We start from the raw sequence: 20,661 nt of genomic DNA, 5'->3' as shown, positions 1-20,661 counted from the left end.
TCAGCGCAGCAGCCGCGCGCCGCGCAGCAGTGCGCGGCTTTCCAAAGACTGCTGGCCGCGCGCGACCGCATCGCGCAGCCGCAGGTGTACCAGCGGCTGCCGGTCGAGCCCGGCGGCTTCCAGACGGCGTTGCAGCTCGGCGAGGTCGTGGTGGCGGCCCAAGTCCTCGCCCAAGGCTTTGAGCGCGTCGAGGTCCATGTCCGTGACGCCGAGCAACGCCTGCACCCACTGCGCCTGGGTCAGCAAGTGCTTCACCCATTTGCGCCAGTCGTGCAGGGTTGCGGCGCTCGGCGCGGACTTGGCGCGTTTGCATTCGCGGCGGCAGCGGCGGCGTGTACGTTCCAGCGCCGCCAACAGCTCGGCTGCGTCGAGCGCGGGCAGCGCCAGCTCCTCGATGTAGACGCTGGCGGCGCTCAGCAAGGTCAGCGCCGCGTGCGTGGCGGCGTCGCGGCTGGCCGTAGCGGGCGGCGTTTGCGCCAGCAGCGCGCTCAGTTGCCGGTAATGCTCGGCGTCGATGCGGCGCGCGCGGCGCAGGCTGCGCAGGGTCTGCACCGCGACCTCGGCATCGCGGCGGCCGCCGAGCTGGCGCGCGGCGTCGCGCAGCAGGCGGTCGATCAGGCGGTACTGCGCGCCGATGTGCGCACGCAGCAGGCGCAGCCAGGCGCGCAGGCGCTTGATCGATTTGCGCGCGGCGTGGACGTTGGCCGCGGTGGGCGCGGCGAGTGCCGCGAGGGCTCGGACGCTCTCGCGCCGTGCGATCGCGAGGAGGCGGGCCTGCAGCGGCGCCCCGGCGTCGAGGGCGGTGTCCATCCCCGGGCGCGCCTTTAGGCGGCGTACTGTCGGTCGAGGTAGTCGACAATGGCGGCCGACTCGAACATCTCGGTGCCGGTGTTCGGGTCGACGAGATAGGGCAGCTGCACGCGACCGGCGCGCGCCAGCAGAGCGGCGCGGTTGCGCCCGGTGTCGGCGGCGGCCTTGAACAGGCGGTCGCGAACCGCCGGCGGCCCCATGTCGGTCCACGCCGCCTTGCCGGTATTGCGCAGCACGTAGGCCAGCTCCAGCTCGCACAGCCGCTCGCGCACCAGCCGCGAGTACGGGCTGGACTCGAAGCTGTACAACTCCAGCGGTTGCGCAGGCGCCTTGGACGGCCGCGCGCGCATGCCGGACAGCGGTCGCAGCGCGCTCGCCGTCATGCTGCCGACGAGAAACAGGCTGCGCAGCGGCTGCGTGTTGCCGCGGGCGCGGCCGCCGTAGGTGGTTGCCAGATAGGCGGCGATGTCACGCGACTCGTAAAGCCGTGTGCCGGTGTTGGGATCGTCGAGAAACGGGAACCGGGCTTTGCCGCCGAGCGCGACCGCGAGCGGTCGAAAGCGCGTGCCGCCCTGGGGGCAGGGCTGGATCAGCACGTCGAGATCGAGTTCGGTCAGGGTCTGGCGCACCATGCGGCAGTACGGACAGCCTTCAAACTCGTACAGTCGCAGCAGCTCCGCCGGTTGCCGGCGCGCCGGCGCGAAGCAGTCGGTGCCGCGCCACAGCGCGGCGGTGCTGGCCAGAACCGAAGTCGTGACATCGAAAGCGCGACGCATGATGCGGACCGGAGAAATGACTCCCGGTCATTATGCGCACGCCGCATCGGTGCCGGCCATCGCCGGCGCGCGCGAGCCTGGTGCGCCGGCCGTAGCGGATGGAGCACGCATGCTCGCCCCCGTCGTCGGGGGTGTTGCATGCCGCGCATCGCTGCGGTCGAACGGGTCGAGGCCGGGGCGGATCGACCTGCGCACGCCCGGCTTGGCGGCACCGCGGATGGCGCGATCGGGCGAGGCACAAGTGGGCTCGGGGGATCGAACCACCGGATCGCCCCAGGGGCCGGCGCGGCCCAAGACGTGCGGATCGTCGGGTGCTTTTTTAGTCGCGGGCGCTGCTGAACACGTAGTCGTGATCCTTCTGCGCGGCGTGGCAGGCAAAGCAGGCCGTCGCCGCGTTCTTACCGACGACGCGCTTGTCGCGGTCGCCACCACCAAAGCCTTCGAAGCCCCAGCCGCCGGTGGCCGCAAACTTCTTCGCGTCCTTGTGCATCACGCCGACGACTTTGCGCGCGCCTTCGGTGATCGCGTGGTCGGCGGCGCTGGCGTCGAGCAGATCGAACACGATGACGCTGGCATCGGGAAACTGGCCCGTCTCGTAGCCCTGCAGGGACTTGTCGTTGGCATACAGGTGATGGATGCCGCCGAAGGCATCAAAAAGGGCATGGCCGGGCTGGATCACCATGCTCTTCACATGGCGCCAGTTCCGATAGCCGTCGGGGTAGGGGATGTCGGCGGCCAGCGCAGGCGCGGCCAGTCCCAGTAAGGCAAGCGCAGTCGCAGGGAACTTCATCGTCGTCTCCCAGCTTGTCGGGCGGAATTGCCGAGGCCAGACTACGTGCGGTCCATCCCGCTGAACAGCAGGCACCGTTCGGTGCGATACACACCGTTTGGTTCGTGAGAAGGCCGTGGCGAGATCCTTGGCAGATACCGAAGCCGCGCCACCGGTCGCGCGCATGGTCGAGGACGTGATCGGCTGCAAGTGGAGTCTTTCCGTCATCGATTGCGTGCGCCGCGGCATCGTCAGGCCCGGCGAGATGGAGCGCGCCATCGGCGGTATCCGCACCAAAGTCCTCAACGAGCGGCTGCGCAAGCTGGTGCGTTACGAGATCCTCAGCAAGCAGATCTACCCGGAAGTCCCGCCGCGCGTGGAATACCGGCTCACCGACTTCGGGCGGCGCTTCGCCGAGGTGCTCGACCACATCGCGCGCCTGGAGTCGGAAGGCAAGGGGTAGACGTTCATCGCCCGGAGTTCGGCAACGGGTGTCTGCGACGTTGGTCGGGCAAAGCGCGCCGACGGGATCTTGTCGGCCGGCGGGTGGACGCCGAGTGGTGGTTCGGCACCCCGCTTGCGGCTGCTACAATCATCTGGCCATGATCCGCAGTCGACGACCACGGCCCGCGCTCGGTGTCCTGCTGGCCACGCTGCTGCTCTTGACTCAAGTCACGGGGTTGCATCAGCACCGCCACGTGCATCCCGTGGATGGCGGATACGACCACGGCAGCCAGGTCCATTTCGAGGATGCGGGCATCCATGCCGATGATCCGGAACATGCGCCTGGCGATGCTGCTGCGCAAGCTTCCCATCCGCACGCCGATATCGAGTTGAGGCTGCTGGATACGGGCCTCACCAAGTCGGCGCTGGATTTGAGCTTCGTTGCGCTGCTGGCATGGGCCATCGTGCTCTGCTTGCCATCCCGAGCGCGGCAGGCGCCACCGCGTCCGCGCGCATCTCTTGCGCGACGCCCACCCCGCTACGCGGTTCGTCCGCCCGCCCACGCTCCGCCGCTGACGCGTGCCGTCGCCGTCTGAGGTCGCCGCACCGCGGCAGGCCTCGCCCTGCCGCGTTTGCGGCTCGCCAGCGCCCACAGAGCTGGCATCAGCGGAGTGATTTTGATGCGGTCGTCGTTTCGATTTTGGCCTGGCTTTGTGCCGGGCGTGACGGGCTTGTTTCTCGGCACCGTCGTTGTGGTTTCCACCATGTCCCGCGCTGCGCAAGCGGTGGAGGCGCCGGAGCTGACGTTGGCCGAGGCGATCGCCAGGGCCCGAACTTCCAATCCTGAGCTGGCGGGGTTCGCCTTCCGCCTGAAGGCGGCGTCGGCGCGGGTGGATGGCGCGGGGCTGCGGCCCGCGCCGGAGGTCCAGGTGCAGCTGGAGAACGTGCTGGGGACGGGGCACACGCGCGGGCTGGATGCCGCGGAGGCGAGCTTTGCCCTGTCGCAAGTCATCGAGCTGGGCGAGAAGCGACGCCGCCGCGTGGACGTGGCGGAATCGTGGCGCGACCTCGTCGCGGTGCAGCGACGAATCGCCCAGCTCGATGTGCTGGCAGAAGTGGGACGCCGGTTCATCCACGTTGCTGCCGATGAGAAGCGGCTGGAACTGACGAAGCTGGCGACCCGTCTGGCCCGTAGAACCCTGCACGAGGTGCAGCGGCGCGTGGATGCAGCGCGCTCGCCGGTCGCCGAGCTGCATCGCGCGCGCATCGCGCTGGCGCGCGCAGAGGTCGAACATGAACACGCCGAGCATGAACTGCTGACTTCACGCCGCAAGCTCGCGGCGATGTGGGGTGAGCGAGAGCCACGGTTCGGCCGGGTCAAGGCGGAGCTGTTCCAGCTGCCACAGCTCAGCGACTACGAGATTCTGGCCGCCCAGCTCGCCGACAGCCCGGACTTTTTGCGCTTTGCCAGTGAGGCCCGCTGGCGTGAGGCCGAGATCCGGCTGGCAGAAGCCAAAGCACGCAGCAACATCACGGTTGGTGCGGGACTTCGGCGGCTGGAGGGCTCCGGTGATACCGCACTGGTGGCCAGTTTCTCGCTGCCCTTGTTCGGCGCGCGGCAGGCCGCTCCCGCCATTGCCGAGGCGCGCAGCCTGCGCGACGCACTGGACGCCGAGAGCCACGCGGCGCGCATCGACGCGCAAGCCCGCCTGTTCGAGTTGGTGCAGGAGCTCCGTCACGCCATCACCGAGGCCGAGATGCTGCGCGACCAGGTGCTGCCGCAGATGGAAGCAGCCCTCAACGCCACCGAATCCGCCTGGCAGCGCGGCCGTTACGGCTATCTGGAATGGACGCAAGTGCAGCGTGAATGCCTCGCCATGCAACGCGCGCTGGTCGAAGCCGCCGCCAAGGCCCACCAGTTCCGTATCGAGATCGAGCGCCTGACCGGCGCAGCGGTGGATGCCGCGCCCTCAGGTGCCGCGAGGGCCGAAATAGATGATGGCCATGCCCAGCAAACACACACCCACGCCGAGCCAGTCGGTGGCCGTGGGACGGACGCCGTCCACGCCCCACAGCCAGGCGAGCGCGACGCCGATGTAAACGCCGCCGTAGGCGGCATAGACCCGCCCGGCAGGCTGCGGGTGCAGCGTCAGCAGCCAGGCGAAAACGGCAAGACTCAGAGCCGCGGGCAGCAGCAGCCAGGCGCTGCGGCCCTGCTTGAGCCAGAGCCACGGCAGATAGCAGCCGACGATCTCCGCGAGGGCCGTCGCGATGAATAAAGCCAGCGCCTTCAAGTACTCCATGTTGACTCCGCCAACCCTGATGACCGGATTCCCGAGCGTGTACCGAATCCTCATGATCGCCGCGATCACGTTCGCGCTGGCCGCCTGCAATCGCAGCGGCACTCCGGAGACCGCCCACGTCGAGCACAGCCCAGCCGGCGATGCTCACGCTAACCCGGCTATAGACGAAATCCAGAAAGGCCCCCACGGTGGCCGGTTGCTGCGCGACGGCGACTTCGCGCTGGAAGTCACGATCTTCGAGCGCGGTGTGCCGCCGGAGTTTCGGCTCTACGCCTACCGCCACGGCCAGCCGGTTGCGCCGGCGCAGGTCGGTGCCCGCATCACGCTCACGCGGGTGTCCGGCCTGCCCGGTGGTACCACGGATGAACATGTGTTCGTCGCCAAAGACGATTACCTCGTCAGTCCGACCGAGGTCTACGAGCCGCATTCTTTCGCGGTGCAGGTGCAGGCGAGTTACGCCGGCAAGACTTATGCATGGCGCTACGACGCACCGGAAGGCCAGGTGGAAATCGAATCCAGCATGGCCGCTGCCCAGGGTCTACAGACCGCCATCGCCCAGGCGGGGACGATCCACGAGCGCCTGCCGCTGTACGGCAGCATCCAGCCTGACCCGGAGCGGGTCCGTGCGGTGACGGCACGGTTCCCCGGTCTCGTTCGCAGCGTGTCCGTGCGGGTCGGCGATACCGTGAAAGCCGGGCAGACGCTGGCGACCATCGAGAGCAACGAAAGCCTTCAGGTCTATCCGGTGCCTGCGCCGATTTCCGGCGTGGTCACGCAGCGGGCGGCCAATCCCGGCGAGGCGGTGGGAGCCGCATCCCTGTTCGAGATCGCGGACTTCGACGGCGTTCGGGCCGAGCTGAACGTGTTCCCGCGCGACCGCGCACGCTTGCAGCCGGGACAAGTCGTGCAGGTGCGCGCGGCCGACGGGGACGCGACCGGCACCGGTGTCATCGACGTCATCTCGGTCGCCGCGATGGTCGGTCGGCCACTGGTCGCGCGCGTACCCTTGGACAACCGGCGGGGCTTGTGGACGCCGGGCCAATTCGTCGATGCCGAGGTCACGGTCAGTCGGGCGCCCGTGCCACTGGTCGTGCCGCTGTCCGCCGTACAGACCTTCCGCGACTGGGACGTGGTGTTCGTCGCCGAGGGCGATCGCTACCAGGCCCAGCCGGTGGAGCTGGGTCGACGTGACGACCGCCACGTAGAGGTGCTGTCCGGGCTCTCGCCGGGCGCGCGCATCGTCATCGCCAATTCCTGGCTGGTGAAGGCCGACATTGAGAAGTCCGGCGCTTCACACGATCACTGAATCGCAACCATGCTCGAACGCATCCTCCGGTTTTCCATCGCGCAACGCTGGCTGGTGCTGGCCGTCGTGGCCGCCATCGCCGCGCTGGGCGTCTACAACCTTTTTCGGCTGCCGATCGATGCCGTGCCGGACATCACCAATGTCCAGGTGCAGATCAACACCGAGGCACCGGGCTATTCGCCACTGGAAGTCGAACAGCGCGTGACCTATCTGGTCGAAAACGCGATGGCAGGCTTGCCCAGACTCACCACGACGCGCTCGCTGTCGCGCTACGGCCTGTCACAGGTGACGGTGGTGTTTGCGGATGGCACCGACATCTACTTCGCGCGTCAGCTGGTGGGCGAACGCATCCAGCAAGTGAAGGAGCTGCTGCCGCCGGGCCTCACGCCGGTGATGGGGCCGATCGCCACGGGCTTGGGCGAAATCTTCATGTTCACGGTGGACCCGAAGCCTGGCGCGCGCAAGGAGGATGGCAGCCCCTGGACGGCATTCGACCTGCACGACGCGATGCGCTGGATCGTGCGCCCCCAGCTCGCCCAAGTGTCGGGCGTGACCGAGGTCAACAGCATCGGCGGCTTCGAGCGCCAGGTGCTGATCGCGCCACGGCCTGCTCGCCTCTTGGCCTACGGTCTGACGATGGATGACCTCGTGTCGGCACTCGCCCGCAACAACGCCAATCAGGGCGCGGGCTACATCGAGCGCCATGGTGCACAGGTGCTGATGCGCTCTCCCGGACAGGTGACGAGCCTGGACGAGGTGCGGCAGATCGTCGTCAAGACCCTGCACGGCGCGCCGCTGACGGTGGCCGATGTCGCCGAGGTGAGCTGGGGCAGCAGCCTGCGCACCGGCGCGGCGACGATGGACGGCCAGGAGGTGGTGTTGGGCACGGTGTTCATGCTGGTCGGCGAGAACTCGCGCGCCGTCTCACGCGCCGTTGCCGCCAAGCTGCAGCAGATTCAGTCCAGTCTGCCGCAAGGGCTGGAAGCGCGCGCGGTTTACGATCGCACGGCGCTGGTGGACCAGACGCTCGCGACAGTGAAGAAGAACCTGCTGGAAGGCGCGCTGCTGGTGATCTTGGTGCTGTTCCTGCTGCTGGGCGATCTGCGTGCGGCGCTGGTCACCGCGATGGTGATCCCGCTCGCCATGCTCGTCACCATCACCGGCATGGTGCAGAACCAAGTCAGCGCCAACCTGATGAGCCTGGGCGCACTCGACTTCGGCCTGATCGTGGATGGCGCGGTCATCATCGTGGAAAACTGTATCCGCCGTCTCGCGCAGGCCCAGCACGGCCGCACCGACCCCTTGACGTTGCCAGAGCGGTTGGAGGTCGTCTATGCCTCCACCAGCGAAGTGATCCGCCCCAGCCTGTTCGGCGTCGGCATCATCATCGCGGTTTATTTGCCGCTGTTCGCGCTCACCGGCGTGGAAGGCAAGATGTTTCAGCCGATGGCGCTGACCGTGGTGATGGCCTTGATCGCGGCGTTGGTGTTGTCGCTGAGTTTTGTGCCCGCAGCGGTCGCGCTGTCGCTGCGCGGACCCGTGGTGGAGAAGCAGAACGTCGTGATGCGCGCCGCCGCACGCGCCTATGCACCGTTGTTGCAGGCCGCGTTGCGTGGCCGTGTCATCGTGCTGGCCGCTGCGGCTGCACTGGTGGTGGCATGCGGACTGTTGGCCGGCAGGCTGGGTAGCGAGTTCATTCCCAGCCTCGACGAGGGCGATATCGCTTTGCAGGCCATGCGCATTCCGGGTACGTCGCTCACGCAGGCGCTGGCGATGCAGCGGGCGCTAGAGGTGCAGATCAAGACACTGCCGGAGGTGGAGCGGGTCTTCTCCAAACTGGGGACCGCGGATGTGGCGACCGACCCCATGCCGCCGTCCGTGGCCGACACCTACATCATTCTCAAGGATCGCAGCCAATGGCCCGATCCGCACAAGCTCAAGAGCCAGGTCGTGGCCGAGCTGGAGCGGGCGGTCGAGCGTGTGCCCGGCAACAACTATGAGTTCACGCAACCGATCCAGATGCGCTTCAACGAGCTGATTTCCGGCGTGCGCTCGGACCTGGCCGTGAAGGTTTACGGGGATGATCTCGATGTCTTGACCGCGCAGGCCGAGCGTATCGAGAAGGTGCTGGCCCGGGTGCCGGGTGCGGCAGACGTGAAGACCGAGCAGATCACGGGCCTGCCGGTGATGACCATCACGCCCCGACGTGCGTTGCTCGCGCGGTATGGACTATCGGTCGCCGATGTGCAGGCCGTCGCATCCGCCGCCTTCGGCGGTGCGAACGCGGGAACGCTCTACGACGGGGATCGCCGTTACGACATCGTAATCCGGCTCTCGGATGCGCAGCGGGCCGATCTGCAGATCCTCGCGCAGCTCACCGTCCCGTTGCCCGATGGTGGCTACGTGCCCTTACAGGACGTCGCACAGATCGAAGTCGCCCCTGGCCCCAACCAGATCAGCCGCGAACGCGGCAAGCGCCGCGTCGTCGTCACCGCCAACGTCCGCGGGCGCGACCTCGGCAGCTTCGTGCAGGAGGTGCGCGAGCGTGTGCGGGACGAGATTTCTTTACCTCCGGGCTATTGGCTGGATTACGGCGGCACCTTCGAGCAGCTGCAGTCCGCATCGAAGCGGCTGTCCATCGTCGTCCCCGCGACGCTGGCCTTGATTCTGGGTTTGTTGATTCTTGCGTTCCGCTCTCTGCGCGATGCTCTGGTGATTTTCAGCGGCGTGCCACTGGCGCTCACCGGCGGCGTGCTCGCGCTGTGGCTGCGCGGCATCCCGTTTTCGATCTCGGCTGGGGTCGGCTTCATCGCGCTGTCGGGTGTTGCGGTGCTCAATGGTTTGGTGATGGTCAGCTTCATCCGCAGCCTGATGGAGCAAGGCAAGGCGCTCGACGACGCCATCGTCGAGGGGGCGCTCACGCGCCTGCGACCGGTATTGATGACCGCACTGGTCGCGGGTCTGGGCTTCGTGCCCATGGCCTTCAACACCGGCATCGGCAGCGAGGTGCAACGGCCACTGGCGACGGTAGTGATCGGTGGCATCCTCTCCTCGACGCTGCTGACCCTGCTCGTGCTGCCGGGCTTGTTCCGGCTTGCGCAGCAGCGCCGTGCGCCGCGCCTCGTGTCCGAATGCGCCGCATGAGTCAGCGAGCCGAGACCGTTGCGTTCGGGACCGATCGCCGGCGCCGGGCGTCGCGACGCGGATCGACGCAAGGTCCGCGCAGAGCCCGGGCGGACGCTCACCTGGCCGCGGTCTCGATGCGGCGGAAGTCCACCTTGTCGCGCACCGCGCAGTCGGGGCAGGCCCAGTCGTCCGGAATCTGCGACCAGCGCGTACCCGGCGCGAAACCTTCGCGCGGGCAGCCGAGCGCCTCGTCGTAGACGTAGCCGCAGTCGGTGCACTGGTAGCGCTCGGCGCCGCTGCCGCTCATCGGCGCCGGGGCAGGGTCGCCGGGCAAGGCCTGGGGGCGGTCGTCATCGAGCGGTGCGCGCTGCCAGCGCCGCATCAGCGCCTCGCGCTTGGGCGGGTGCAGATTGGCCAGGCGCAGGTCGCCGTCGTAATGCTTCGCGACCAGCGGGTCCATCTGCCGGAACCACAGCCAGGGAATGTAGGCGAGGATCAGCATCGACGCATAGCCGGACGGAAGTTGCGGGCTTTCGTCGAAGTGGCGCAGGGCCTGGTAGCGGCGCGTCGGGTTGGCATGGTGGTCCGAATGCCGCTGCAACTGGTACAGGAACAGATTGGTGACGATGTGGTTGCTGTTCCACGAGTGCCGCGGCGCGCAGCGCTCGTAGCGGCCGCTGGCGAGTTTCTGGCGCAGCAAGCCGTAGTGCTCGATGTAGTTGATCACTTCGAGCAGGGACGCGCCGTAGAACGCCTGCAGGGTGAGGAACAGTAGGGCCGGCCAGCCGAGCCAGGCGGTCAGTGCGCCGAACAGCAGCACGGTCATGCCCCAGGCCTGCAGGTTCTCGTTGTCCAGGCTCCAGACCGGCTTGCCGATGCGCGCGAGGCGCTGTTTTTCGATGTCCCAGGCCGAGCGCAGGCTGCCGCTCATCGTGCGCGGCAGAAAGGCCCAGAAGCTTTCGCCCATCTTCGCGCTGGCGGGGTCTTCGGGCGTCGCCACGTTCTTGTGGTGGCCCTTGTTGTGTTCGACGAAGAAGTGTCCGTAGGCGACCGGCGCCAGCGTCAGCTTGGCCAGCCAGCGGTCGAGGCTTTCCTTCTTGTGGCCGAGCTCGTGCGCGGTGTTGATGCCGATGCCGTTGATCGCGCCGACCGTCAGCACCAGACCGACGTACTCCCAGATCGCGAGCCCGCCGCTGGCCGCGATCCACGCACCGAACACGGTGACGGCGTACTGCGTGGGCACATAGGCGTAGACGATCGCGCGGTAGTAGCGGTCGTTCTCCAGATGTGCGACCGCGGACTCCGGCGGGTTGTTGCGATCATCGCCGACCAGATGGTCGAGCACCGGAATGATGCCGTACAACAGGATCGCACCGGACCAGGCGAAGACGCCCCAGCCGAGGATCTCGTGCAGGCAAAGGCCGATCAGGGCCAGCACCGGCACCGCCGGACTCAGCAGCCACAGATAGCGCTTGCCGTCGGACCAGGCCGAGGGGTTGAGCGCGTCGAGGGTTTGCGTGGTCATGTCGATCTCTCCTGTTCCCGGATCTCGCGCCGCAATCGCTTGCGGGATGCGGGCATTGTTCGCCGCCGTCGGCGCTCACGACCTGTCATTTCTTGACATTGACCTGTCATTTCTAGACAGTGAGGCCATGCCTGCGCCACGATCGCGCCGCCGTCCGGTCACCGGCACCACCGTCCGGGTGCCGGCGCGCTACTACGCGCGCGCCGCCGAGGTGTTGCTGCGTCAGGGCGTCGATGTGGCACGGGCGCTGCGCGCCGCGCGGGTTGCGCCCGAGCGCATCGGTCATCCGGACGCGACGATGCGTCTGGACCAGGTCGAGGCCCTGGTCGCCGACGTGGTCGCGCAGACCGGCCGCACCGACTTCGCGCTCGATGTCGGTCGCGCGCTCAAGCTCAGTTCGCACAGTCTGGTCGGCTACGGGATGCTCAGCAGTCCCACGGCGGACTACGCGCTGCGGCTGGCGGCGCGCTTCTTTGTCCTGATCATGCCGAGCTTCCGCCTGCGCTATCGCGGCGGCGTGCCGACGCAGCTCCATTTCGAGCCCACGGTGCGGATGAGTCCGCTGTGCCTGCACTTTCATCTCGAAGTGCTCGCCGCCGCGGCGCATTGGGAGCTGCGCGAGCTGCTCGGCGGCGAGCTGCCGGCCTACGAGCTGTCGTTCTCGATGGCCGAGCCGCCACACGTTGCCCGCTATGCGGAACTGGTCGGCGCGCGGCCACGCTTTGCCAGCGAGAGCACGCCCGGCGTGCGCTTGCGTTTTGCCCACGACTTTGGCGCGCGACCGCTGGCGCTGGCGGATCCGACCTCGCTGCGCATGGCCGAGCTGCGCTGCAAGGAACTCGTGCACAAGGTCGTGGCCGTCGGCAAGGTGTCGGACTGGGTGCGCATGGTGTTGCGAGAATCCGGCGACGGCATGCCGACGCTGGTCGAACTGGCGCACACGCTCAACCTGTCGCCGCGCACGCTCGACCGCTACTTGGTACGCGAGGGCACCGGCTATCGGGCGCTGCTGCGCGAGGCGCGCCAGCAGAAGGCACTGGCGCTGCTCGATGGCGGCCAGATGTCGATCACCGAGATCGCGCTCGAACTGGGCTATACCGACGCTGCGAACTTCACCCGCGCGTTTCGCCGCGAGGCCGGCGTCAGCCCCAGCGCCTGGCGTACCCGCGGCCGAACTACGTCGTGATGCCGGACAGCCGTGCGGCCAGCCCGAGCAGCGCACAGGCGGCGAGTGTTTTGAGCAGCCCGACGCGCCAGCGCAGCAGCGCCAGCATCGCGCCGGCAGCGAGCGCGAGGGCGACGAGGTTCAGCGACGACCATCGCGGCAGCGCGAGCTGCAGCGCTCCGGCCTGCCAGCGTCCGACCTCGTCGAACAGCACGTGCAGCGCAAACCAGATCGACAGGTTCAGGATCACGCCGACGACCGCGGCGGTGATGCCGGTCAGCGCTGCAGCGAGCCAGACGTTGCCGCGCAGCCGCTCGATGAACGGCGCGCCGAGGAAGATCCACACAAAGCAGGGGACGAAGCTGACCCAGGTCGACAGCGTCGCGCCGAGCGTGCCGGCGAGCAGCGGATCGAGGCCGGCCGGATCGCGGTAAGCGCCGATAAAGCCGACGTAGGTGAGCACCAGAATCAGCGGTCCCGGCGTGGTCTCGGCCAGCGCCAGGCCCTGCACCATTTCGCCCGGGGTCAGCCAGCCGTAGCGTTCCACGGCCTGCTGCGTCATGTACGCGAGCACGGCGTAGGCGCCGCCGAAGCTGACGACCGCCATCTTGCTGAAGAACAGGGCCTGCTGCGTGTAGACACTGTGCAGGCCGAGCGTCGCGAGCAGCAGCAGCACCGGCACGCCCCACAGCGCCGCGCCGCTGAACAGCACGCGCAGAATCCAGCCGGCCGGCGGATGCGTGTGTGCCGGTGTCGTGTCGATCCCGGCGCCATCTTCGGAATTCTGCGCGGCGCTGCCGCCGAAGACCTGCGGCGCAAGACGATGGCCGGCGATGCCGATCGCCGCAGCCGCGGCGATGATCAGCGGAAACGGCACGCCGAAGGCGAAGATCGCGATGAAGGCGGCAGCGGCGAGCGCGTACAGCGCGCGATGTTTCAGCGCCTTGCGTCCGACGCGGATCACCGCCTCGACGACGATCGCCAGTGTCGCCGCCTGCATGCCGAAGAGCAGGCCCTGCATCCCGTCCAGCTCGCCGTAGCACACATAGGCAATCGCGATCGCCGTCATCAGGATGAAGCCGGGCAGGATGAACAGCACGCCGGCGACCAGGCCGCCGAGCGTGCGGTGCAGCAGCCAGCCGATGTAAGTCGCGAGCTGCTGCGCCTCGGGACCCGGGAGCAACATGCAGTAGTGCAGCGCGTGCAGGAAGCGCGCTTCCGAGACCCAGCGCTTCTCCTCGACGATGAGCCGGTGCATCAGCGCAATCTGGCCCGCCGGACCACCGAAGCTGAGCAGCCCGATCTTGAGCCACACGCGCACGGCCTCGGCGAACGGCACGGGGTTCATGAAGGGGATTCCTGGAGGCAACGAGGCGACATCGAGGCCGAAAAACGGCGCGCCGTCATGGAGGCCTGGCGGTGCTTGGCATCGCGACCTGACCGTGTCCATCCGCGCTGATTCGATCCGATCATGAAACGCAACGCGCGTATGCGCCCTCGCGCTGAGAATGCGGCGGCGTTCTCGGCTGCCGGTCGGGTCGTCGCTGAAACCGGCCATCGCTGGCGCGCCCGGCAGGAGTCGAACCTGCGACCCACGGCTTAGAAGGCCGTTGCTCTATCCAACTGAGCTACGGGCGCGTCGATGGCGCGCGGATTCTACGCCAGACGGTCTGGGGCCATTGAGCGCGCCGCCCCTGCGCGCGCGAGCCGACTACGGCGCCTGCTGCAGCGCCTCGACGTTGTGGATCGGTGCCGGCGCATCCTTGACGACGACGTCGATCGCGATGTCGTTCTCGAAGAACACCGACCAGCCGTCGTAGTCCCAGCGCGTGATCGGCGGCTGCCGCGGCTTGCCGCCACCGACCGGCGGGTGGCGACGCAGCGGCTCGCCGAACTGACGCACGACGGCACTCTGGTGCATGCCGCGGCTCGGCGCGCTGATCGCGGCGGCCGGATCGCCGGGCAGGCTGAGGACGTCCGCGTACGCGCTGCAGGCGAACACCGAAGCCACGACCACGAGCAGGCGAGTAACCGTGTGCATGACAGGACCAGGGCTGGAGCGTCGCAGCCGACTATAGCACCGGGCCGCCGGCGGCAGAACCGCGCTCAGCACTCGTCTGCGCGCGATGCTGTGGTCTAATGCGCACGCATGCGTAATCCCTACGAGCTCCATGCCGGCCTGCGCTATACGCGGGCGAAACGGCGCAATCATTTCATCTCCTTCATCTCGCTGGCGTCGATGCTCGGCATCGCGATCGGCGTGACCGCGCTGATCACGGTGCTGTCGGTGATGAACGGCTTCGAGCGCGAGCTGCGCACCCGCATCCTCGGCATGGCCGCGCACGCGACGATCTCGGGTTTCGACGGCGGCCTGCGCGACTGGCCGGGCGTCGCCGCGATCGCCGCGCAGAACCCGGACATCACTGGGCTTGCGCCGTACATCGAAGGCGAGGGCATGGTGCGCGTCGGCCAGGCACTGTCGGGCACGCTGCTGCGCGGCGTGCTGCCGGAGGAGGAGGTGAAGGTCTCGGACATCGGCCAGCACCTCGTCGCCGGTTCGCTGGATTCGCTTCAAGCCGGCGCCTTCAACATCGTGCTCGGCTACGAGCTGGCGACGGCGCTGGGCGCCACCGTCGGCGACAAGATCGACCTGATGATTCCGCAGGCCAGCGTCACCCCCGCCGGCGTGTTGCCGCGTTTCCGCCGCTTCACGGTGAGCGGCGTGTTCCGTGTCGGCATGTACGAGTTCGATCGCGGCCTGGTCGTCGTGCATCTGGCCGACGCACAGGCGCTGCTGCGCATGGACGACACCGTCACCGGCGTGCGCCTGAAGCTCGCCGACATGTTCCAGGCGCCGCGCGTGGCGCGCGAACTGGCCGGCGAGCTGCCGGGCATGTTCTACGTCAACGACTGGACGCGCAGTCATTCGAACTTCTTCCGCGCCGTGCGCACCGAGAAGATGGTGATGTTCATCATCCTGTCGCTGATCGTGGGCGTCGCCGCATTCAACATCGTCTCGACCTTGGTGATGGTGGTGCAGGACAAGCAGGCCGACATTGCCATCCTGCGCACGCTCGGGGCGACGCCGCGTTCGGTGATGGCGATCTTCATGGTGCAGGGCTCGATCATCGGCATCGTCGGCACCCTGCTCGGCGTCGCTGGCGGCATCGCATTGGCGCTCAACGTCGAAAGCCTGGTACCGCTGCTCGAACGCCTGATGGGGCAGCAGTTCCTGTCGCCGGACGTCTACTACATCAGCGACCTGCCCTCGGAGCTCAAGTCGAGCGACGTCGTGCGCATCGCCACGCTGTCGCTGGCGCTGGGCCTTTTGTCCACGCTGTACCCGGCCTGGCGCGCCGCGCGCGTGCAGCCGGCAGACGCGCTGCGCTACGAGTAGTGCCGATGACTGACGCGATTCTCAAGGCCGTCGGCCTGTCCAAGACCTTCGACGACGGGCGCCTGCGCCTGCAGGTGCTGCACGGCATCGACTTCGAAGTGCGGCGCGGCGAGCGCATCGCCATCGTCGGTGCCAGCGGTACCGGCAAGTCCACCTTGCTGCATTGTCTCGGCGGACTCGATGCGCCGAGCGCGGGCGAGGTCTGGGTCTGCGGCGAGCGCATGTCGGCGCTCTCCGATGCCGCACGCGGCAAACTGCGCAATCGCGCGCTCGGCTTCGTCTATCAGTTCCACCACCTGTTGCCGGAGTTCAGTGCGCTGGAGAACGTCGCGCTGCCGCTGCTGATCCGGCGCTTGCCCACCGATCAGGCCTATGCGCAGGCGCGCAGCCTGCTCGAACGCGTTGGCCTTCGCGAGCGCATCGCGCACAAGCCGGGCGAGTTGTCCGGCGGCGAGCGCCAGCGTGCCGCGGTGGCGCGTGCGCTGGTGACCCGGCCGGCCTGCGTGCTCGCCGATGAGCCGACCGGCAATCTCGACCGCAGGACCGCCGAGCGCGTGTTCGATCTGATGCTCGAACTCAACCGCGAACTCGGCACGAGCCTGGTCGTCGTCACCCACGATATGGCGCTCGCCGGGCGCATGGATCGGGTGCTGACGCTGGATGGCGGCACGCTCAAGGCCGCATAGTCGCGCCAGAGGCCGCCACGAGACGGCCGGGAGGATCGCGATGTGGATGCCGACTCCGCTCCGCCCGTGAGGGGCGCGGCCCCGATCATCGACCTGCGCACGCTGGCGCTGGCGTACAGCGCCGGCATCACCGCGGTGTTCCTGCTGCCGACGCTGCCGAGCCTGAGCGTCTGCGTGCTGCTGGCGCTGCCGGCGCTGCTGCCCTGGCGCGGCCGCCCGCTGTACGCCGCGACGCTGCTCGGCGTGCTGTTCGCCTGCTGGCAGGCGCAGCGCGCGCTCGATCAGCGCTTGCCGGCTGCGCGGCACGGCGAGAACCTGTGGGTCGAGGGCGTCGTCGCCTCGCTGCCCGAGCGCCAGACTCACGACGACGGCACGCTGACCTCTCGCTTTGCCTTCGAAACCGAGCAAGCCGGGGTGCCGCCGCGCCTGCGGGTGTCGTGGTATCGCAGCGAGGCGCAGATCGCCGCGGGCCAGTGCTGGCGCCTGCAACTGCGCCTGCGCGCGCCGCGCGGATCGCTCAATCCCGGCGGTTTCGACTACGAGGCCTGGCTGCTGCGCGAGCGCATCGGCGCGACGGCGAGCGTGCGCAGCGGTGAGCGCTGCGAGGATGCGCGCGGGCATCGCATCCTGCGCTGGCGTCGCGACATCGTCGCCGCCATCGACGACGTGCTCGGCGAGCGGCCGGCGGCGGCGCTGCTCGCGGCGCTGTCGGTCGGCGACACCTCGGCGATGCGCGAGGTCGACTGGCAGCGCTTTCGCGTCACCGGCACCACGCACCTGATCGCGATTTCTGGCTTCAACCTCGCGATCGTCAGCGGTTTCGCGTTCTTCGTGCTGCGCTGGATCTGGTCGCTGTCGCCGGCCCTGTGCCTGCGCCTGCCGGCGCAACGCGCGGGCTTGTACGCCTCGGCGGCGGTGGCCTTGGTCTACGCCTTGCTCGCCGGATTCGAGCCGCCGGTGACGCGCGCCTTGATCATGCTGCTCGTACTGATTCTCGCCGCGGCCTTCGACCGTCTGCAGCAGCCGTCGCGTGCGCTGATCTACGCGTTCGCGCTGATCGTCACCCTTGATCCCTTCGCCGTGCTCAGTCCGGGGTTGTGGCTGTCGTTCGCCGCCGTGGCGGCGATTCTGTACGTCAGTCTTGGCCGGGCCCGGCGGCCACCGGCGTGGCGGCTCGCCTTCCGCGTGCAGCTGTTCCTGAGCCTGGCCCTGGTGCCGCTGACGATGGGCTTTTTCGCCGGTTTCGCGTGGCTGTCGCCGCTGGCGAATCTGATCGCGGTGCCGGTGTTCGGCGTTCTCACGCCGATGCTGATGTGTTCGCTGCTCCTCTACGGGCTCTGGGCGGCGCTGGGCGAATGGTGTTTGCGCGTCTCCGGCTGGCTGCTCGACGGTGTCTACGCGGCGCTCGCCTGGGCCGCGGATGCCGCGCCGCTCGCCTGGTGGCCGGCGCGCCCGCATGCGGCGGCGCTCGCGCTGGGCACGCTCGGTGCGGTGCTGCTTTTTGCGCCGCGTGGTCTGCCGCTGCGGCCGTTGGCGCTGATCGGCCTCGCGACGCTCGCGTTGCCGCGCGCGCAGACCGTCGATGACCTCGACGTCACCGCGCTCGACGTCGGGCAGGGGACCGCCGTGGTCATCCGCACGCCGCGGCACACGCTGCTGTTCGACGCCGGGCCGGCGTTCGACGAGGGCTTCGACGCCGGGCGCTCGGTCGTCGTGCCGTATCTGCTGTCACAGGGCATCCGCCGCATCGACGCGCTGGTGCTGTCGCACGGCGACAACGATCATGCCGGCGGCATTGATGCGGTGCGTGCAGCACTGCCCGTTGCTCGCGTGATCGGCACCGCCGATGGCGAACCCTGCATGGATGGTCTGTCGTGGAGCTGGGAGGGCGTGCGCTTTCGCTTTCTGCATCCCGATCAGGGCTACTGGTCGCCGAACAATCGCTCCTGCGTGCTGCACGTCGACGGTGCGTTCGACGTGCTATTGCCGGGCGACATCGAGCGCGGTGCCGAGGCGCGCCTGTTGCGCACGCATCGCGAGCGCCTGGACGCGGATCTTTTGCTGTCGCCGCATCATGGCAGCGGCAGCTCCTCGACCGCGGGCTTCATCGCCGCGGTGTCGCCGGCGATCGTCATCCATCCGGCCGGCTGGCGCAGTCGCTACGGCCACCCGCGCGCGGACGTCGTCGCGCGCTACGCCGCCGCCCGGGCGCGGCAGTACGTCACCGGCGTGGAAGGTGCACTGCGCGTGTCCCGCGACGCGGCCGGTGAACTGCGGGTCGAGGGCTGGCGGCGGCGCGCGGCGCGCTGGTGGAACGCACCGGCGCAGCCGTGACCGGCGTTGTTACAGCTTGGTCGGGTTCGGCGCGTCGCCGTAGACGAGCTTCGGATCGAAGGTTTTCTCGCTCTCGCGGTAGATCAGCTCGCGTTCGGGCGGGCCGTCGCCGATGGGCACCGAGCGGTAGAAGCAGGAGCGAAAGCCGACGTGACAGCTCGCCTCGCCGACCACGTCGACCTTGAGCCACACGGCGTCCTGATCGTCGTCGATGCGCAGGTCGACGACCTTCTGCACCAGGCCCGAGGTCGCGCCCTTGTGCCAGAGCACCTGACGCGAGCGCGACCAGTAGTGCGCCTCGCCGGTAGCGATGGTGCGCTTGAGCGCCTCGGCGTTCATGTAGCCGAGCATCAGCACCTCGCCGGTCTTGGCCGCGGTGGTCACGCAGGGAATCAGGCCGTGCTCGTCGAACTTGGGCGCCAGTTCATGGCCTTCCTCGACCTGCTCGACGCTGACGCGGGGAAAGAAGCGGATGTCCGGAGCGGGTGCGGTGGCCATGATGAAGCGCTCGCCGGGGGCCTGAAAAGGGGCGCTGTTATACCACAGGCCCGCTCGTGGGGCGGAGCGTCTACCGTGCCAGCTGCTCGCGCAGCTTGCGCGCGTGTTCGATGGCGGCCGCCGCCGGGGGCTCCTGCTCGGCGCGTGGCGTCGGTCTTGGCGCCGGACGGTGCACGGGCTTGGGTGCGACCGGCACGGGCGCCGCAGGTGCGCGGGCATCCGGCGCCGGCCGAAGGACCTGCCCGGGCGCCGGCTCGTCATCGCGCAGCCGGATCAGGCGCGGCGGCTTGGGGGCGTAGACCGGCGGGGGATCCGCTGGCGGCGGCTCGGATGGCGGCTTGGGATGTGGTGGATGCTGATGCACCGGCGGTGGCGGAAATCCGCCGTAGTAGCCACCGTAGTAAGCGCCGTAGTACGGGTCGCGGTAATAGGGGAATGCACAGCCGTACCAGAGCTCGTGGCAGTATCGGTGGCCGCCGCGGTAGAACCACGGATCGTCGATGACGTAGACGCGACCGGCGGGCGGCGCGTAGCCGGGGCTGGCCACGCATGCCGATAGCGCACTGGCACTGGTCAACAGCAGAGGGCGCAGCAAGGCCATGATCCGGTTCATGTGCGCAGGCTACGCCGATGCACTGAACCCGGTCTGAATGCCGGTCAGACCCTGGCCCGCGCGATCGCGCCCTTCATGACGCCTTCGTAGGCGCGAACCTCGATCTCGCGGCCCGGGCGCAGCGGCGCCAGCAGGCGTGCCAGATGCTCGGCGATGCACTCGACGGTGCTGTCTCGGTCGAGCAGATCGACGTGCGTCTGCGGCATCACTAACTGATAGTGCCCCTCGGGGGCGGTATAGGCGAAGCGCACGCGGCCATTGCCCTGGGCGACGAGGTCGGCGCGCGTGCCGAGATAGACGTCGAGCCAGCGCGTCGCGACCTGCATTTCGAGTTCGGCGTCGCGCTGACCGGACACGTGCACGTGGATCTTCGAGCGGTGGCCGTGGGCGATGCGCTGGCAGGCGCCTCGATGCTTTCGCAGTCCATGGGTGTAGTGGTAGTACGCGCCTTGGATGCGCTCGGCGCGCAGCGTGGCGCGCACCGCGCCGACGTTCGCCGGCAACACCGCATGCAGGCGCGGCGCGAGGTCTGCCGCCACGACCTCGGGCGTGACCTCGGCGGCGTCGACGTAGAGCACCGCGACGGCGGGCGAGCGGTGCTCGATGACGCCGATGTCGGCGCGGAACACCAGATGCACGGCATCGTCCTTTTGCTCCAGGGTCTGCAATGCACTCGCCCGGGCGGGAACCAGCAGGCGGTGATCGGCGTGGGCGTCGACGACCCGCTTGAGGCGGCGTTTGACCTCGCCGAAGTCGATCACCATGGACTCTTCGTCGAGCGCACCTTCCAGTTCCACGTCGACGATCCAGCTCTCGCCGACCAGGCCGCGCGCCGAGTCGAGATAGGCGCAGTCGATGACGCTGAGGTGCTCGACGAACAGACGGGTCATGGCAAGCGGGGGATGGCGG

General features: G+C 68.6%; 18 protein-coding genes, 1 tRNA gene and 1 pseudogene. 9 read left to right on the top strand and 11 right to left on the bottom strand.

What is annotated here, in order from left to right:
* From ABSH63_RS01420 to ABSH63_RS01410, 3 genes are all read right to left on the bottom strand, one after another.
* Positions 1-810: a CHAD domain-containing protein gene (locus tag ABSH63_RS01420; protein WP_352886713.1), complete on the bottom strand. Its 810-nt coding sequence runs from the start codon at positions 808-810 to the stop codon at positions 1-3.
* A gap of 14 nt (positions 811-824) precedes the next feature.
* Positions 825-1,586, bottom strand: coding sequence for a glutathione S-transferase N-terminal domain-containing protein (locus ABSH63_RS01415; RefSeq protein ID WP_352886710.1), 762 nt, complete (start codon positions 1,584-1,586; stop codon positions 825-827).
* Between the two features lie 319 nt (positions 1,587-1,905).
* Positions 1,906-2,376 (bottom strand): cytochrome P460 family protein, encoded by a 471-nt coding sequence (locus ABSH63_RS01410; RefSeq protein WP_352886708.1) that lies wholly within the window; start codon positions 2,374-2,376, stop codon positions 1,906-1,908.
* Between the two features lie 127 nt (positions 2,377-2,503).
* On the opposite strand from ABSH63_RS01410, the gene ABSH63_RS01405 reads away from it, so the two are divergent.
* The 3 genes and pseudogenes from ABSH63_RS01405 to ABSH63_RS15795 all read left to right on the top strand — a co-directional run.
* Positions 2,504-2,818, top strand: a complete 315-nt coding sequence (locus ABSH63_RS01405) for a winged helix-turn-helix transcriptional regulator (RefSeq protein WP_352886705.1) — start codon at positions 2,504-2,506, stop codon at positions 2,816-2,818.
* Positions 2,819-2,957: 139 nt separating this feature from the next.
* A complete protein-coding gene (locus tag ABSH63_RS01400; RefSeq protein ID WP_352886702.1) occupies positions 2,958-3,395 on the top strand; it encodes a hypothetical protein in 438 nt (145 codons plus the stop codon).
* An 84-nt stretch (positions 3,396-3,479) separates the two neighbouring features.
* A pseudogene (locus tag ABSH63_RS15795) lies at positions 3,480-4,142 on the top strand (TolC family protein); the annotation flags it as partial.
* 627 nt (positions 4,143-4,769) lie between these two features.
* Here the strand turns inward: ABSH63_RS15795 and ABSH63_RS01390 are convergent.
* On the bottom strand, positions 4,770-5,102 hold the full coding sequence (locus ABSH63_RS01390; protein ID WP_352886907.1) for a YnfA family protein: 333 nt from the start codon (positions 5,100-5,102) through the stop codon (positions 4,770-4,772).
* A gap of 37 nt (positions 5,103-5,139) precedes the next feature.
* Between ABSH63_RS01390 and ABSH63_RS01385 the strand changes: the two genes are divergently transcribed.
* On the top strand, positions 5,140-6,408 hold the full coding sequence (locus ABSH63_RS01385) for an efflux RND transporter periplasmic adaptor subunit (protein ID WP_352886700.1): 1,269 nt from the start codon (positions 5,140-5,142) through the stop codon (positions 6,406-6,408).
* 9 nt (positions 6,409-6,417) lie between these two features.
* The gene (locus tag ABSH63_RS01380; protein ID WP_352886698.1) at positions 6,418-9,552 is read left to right on the top strand and encodes an efflux RND transporter permease subunit; all 3,135 of its coding nucleotides are present in this window, start codon (positions 6,418-6,420) and stop codon (positions 9,550-9,552) included.
* Positions 9,553-9,649: 97 nt separating this feature from the next.
* Here the strand turns inward: ABSH63_RS01380 and ABSH63_RS01375 are convergent, their stop codons facing one another.
* Positions 9,650-11,059 carry a fatty acid desaturase gene (locus ABSH63_RS01375; RefSeq protein ID WP_352886695.1) on the bottom strand — a complete coding sequence of 470 codons (1,410 nt, stop codon included), beginning with the start codon at positions 11,057-11,059 and terminating at the stop codon, positions 9,650-9,652.
* A 127-nt stretch (positions 11,060-11,186) separates the two neighbouring features.
* Here ABSH63_RS01375 and ABSH63_RS01370 point away from each other — a divergent pair, with 127 nt between their 5' ends.
* Entirely contained in the window at positions 11,187-12,245 is a 1,059-nt protein-coding gene (locus tag ABSH63_RS01370) for an AraC family transcriptional regulator (RefSeq protein ID WP_352886693.1), read from the top strand.
* On the opposite strand, the gene chrA is transcribed toward ABSH63_RS01370, so the two are convergent.
* The 3 genes from chrA to ABSH63_RS01355 all read right to left on the bottom strand — a co-directional run bounded on the left by chrA (position 12,235) and on the right by ABSH63_RS01355 (position 14,265).
* Positions 12,235-13,572 (bottom strand): chromate efflux transporter, encoded by a 1,338-nt coding sequence (chrA, locus tag ABSH63_RS01365; protein WP_352886690.1) that lies wholly within the window; start codon positions 13,570-13,572, stop codon positions 12,235-12,237. The genes ABSH63_RS01370 and chrA overlap by 11 nt on opposite strands.
* 213 nt (positions 13,573-13,785) lie before the next feature.
* A tRNA-Arg gene (locus ABSH63_RS01360) sits at positions 13,786-13,862 on the bottom strand.
* Positions 13,863-13,935: 73 nt separating this feature from the next.
* Entirely contained in the window at positions 13,936-14,265 is a 330-nt protein-coding gene (locus ABSH63_RS01355) for a hypothetical protein (protein ID WP_352886688.1), read from the bottom strand.
* A gap of 108 nt (positions 14,266-14,373) precedes the next feature.
* On the opposite strand from ABSH63_RS01355, the gene ABSH63_RS01350 reads away from it, so the two are divergent.
* From ABSH63_RS01350 to ABSH63_RS01340, 3 genes are all read left to right on the top strand, one after another.
* Positions 14,374-15,621: a lipoprotein-releasing ABC transporter permease subunit gene (locus ABSH63_RS01350; RefSeq protein WP_352886686.1), complete on the top strand. Its 1,248-nt coding sequence runs from the start codon at positions 14,374-14,376 to the stop codon at positions 15,619-15,621.
* Positions 15,622-15,626: 5 nt separating this feature from the next.
* Positions 15,627-16,307 carry a lipoprotein-releasing ABC transporter ATP-binding protein LolD gene (gene lolD, locus ABSH63_RS01345; RefSeq protein ID WP_352886683.1) on the top strand — a complete coding sequence of 227 codons (681 nt, stop codon included), beginning with the start codon at positions 15,627-15,629 and terminating at the stop codon, positions 16,305-16,307.
* 66 nt (positions 16,308-16,373) lie between these two features.
* A complete protein-coding gene (locus ABSH63_RS01340; protein ID WP_352886680.1) occupies positions 16,374-18,641 on the top strand; it encodes a DNA internalization-related competence protein ComEC/Rec2 in 2,268 nt (755 codons plus the stop codon).
* Positions 18,642-18,650: 9 nt separating this feature from the next.
* Here ABSH63_RS01340 and hisI read toward each other — a convergent pair whose 3' ends face one another.
* The 3 genes from hisI to ABSH63_RS01325 all read right to left on the bottom strand — a co-directional run bounded on the left by hisI (position 18,651) and on the right by ABSH63_RS01325 (position 20,642).
* Entirely contained in the window at positions 18,651-19,139 is a 489-nt protein-coding gene (hisI, locus tag ABSH63_RS01335) for a phosphoribosyl-AMP cyclohydrolase (protein WP_352886677.1), read from the bottom strand.
* A 70-nt stretch (positions 19,140-19,209) separates the two neighbouring features.
* Positions 19,210-19,752 carry a hypothetical protein gene (locus ABSH63_RS01330; protein WP_352886675.1) on the bottom strand — a complete coding sequence of 181 codons (543 nt, stop codon included), beginning with the start codon at positions 19,750-19,752 and terminating at the stop codon, positions 19,210-19,212.
* Between the two features lie 44 nt (positions 19,753-19,796).
* On the bottom strand, positions 19,797-20,642 hold the full coding sequence (locus ABSH63_RS01325) for a 6-carboxytetrahydropterin synthase (RefSeq protein ID WP_352886672.1): 846 nt from the start codon (positions 20,640-20,642) through the stop codon (positions 19,797-19,799).
* Between the last annotated feature and the right edge of the window lie 19 nt (positions 20,643-20,661).

Source organism: Sinimarinibacterium thermocellulolyticum, from assembly GCF_040327995.1.
GTDB lineage: Bacteria > Pseudomonadota > Gammaproteobacteria > Nevskiales > Nevskiaceae > Solimonas > Solimonas thermocellulolyticum.
This window is presented reverse-complemented; position numbering and strand designations above follow the sequence as displayed.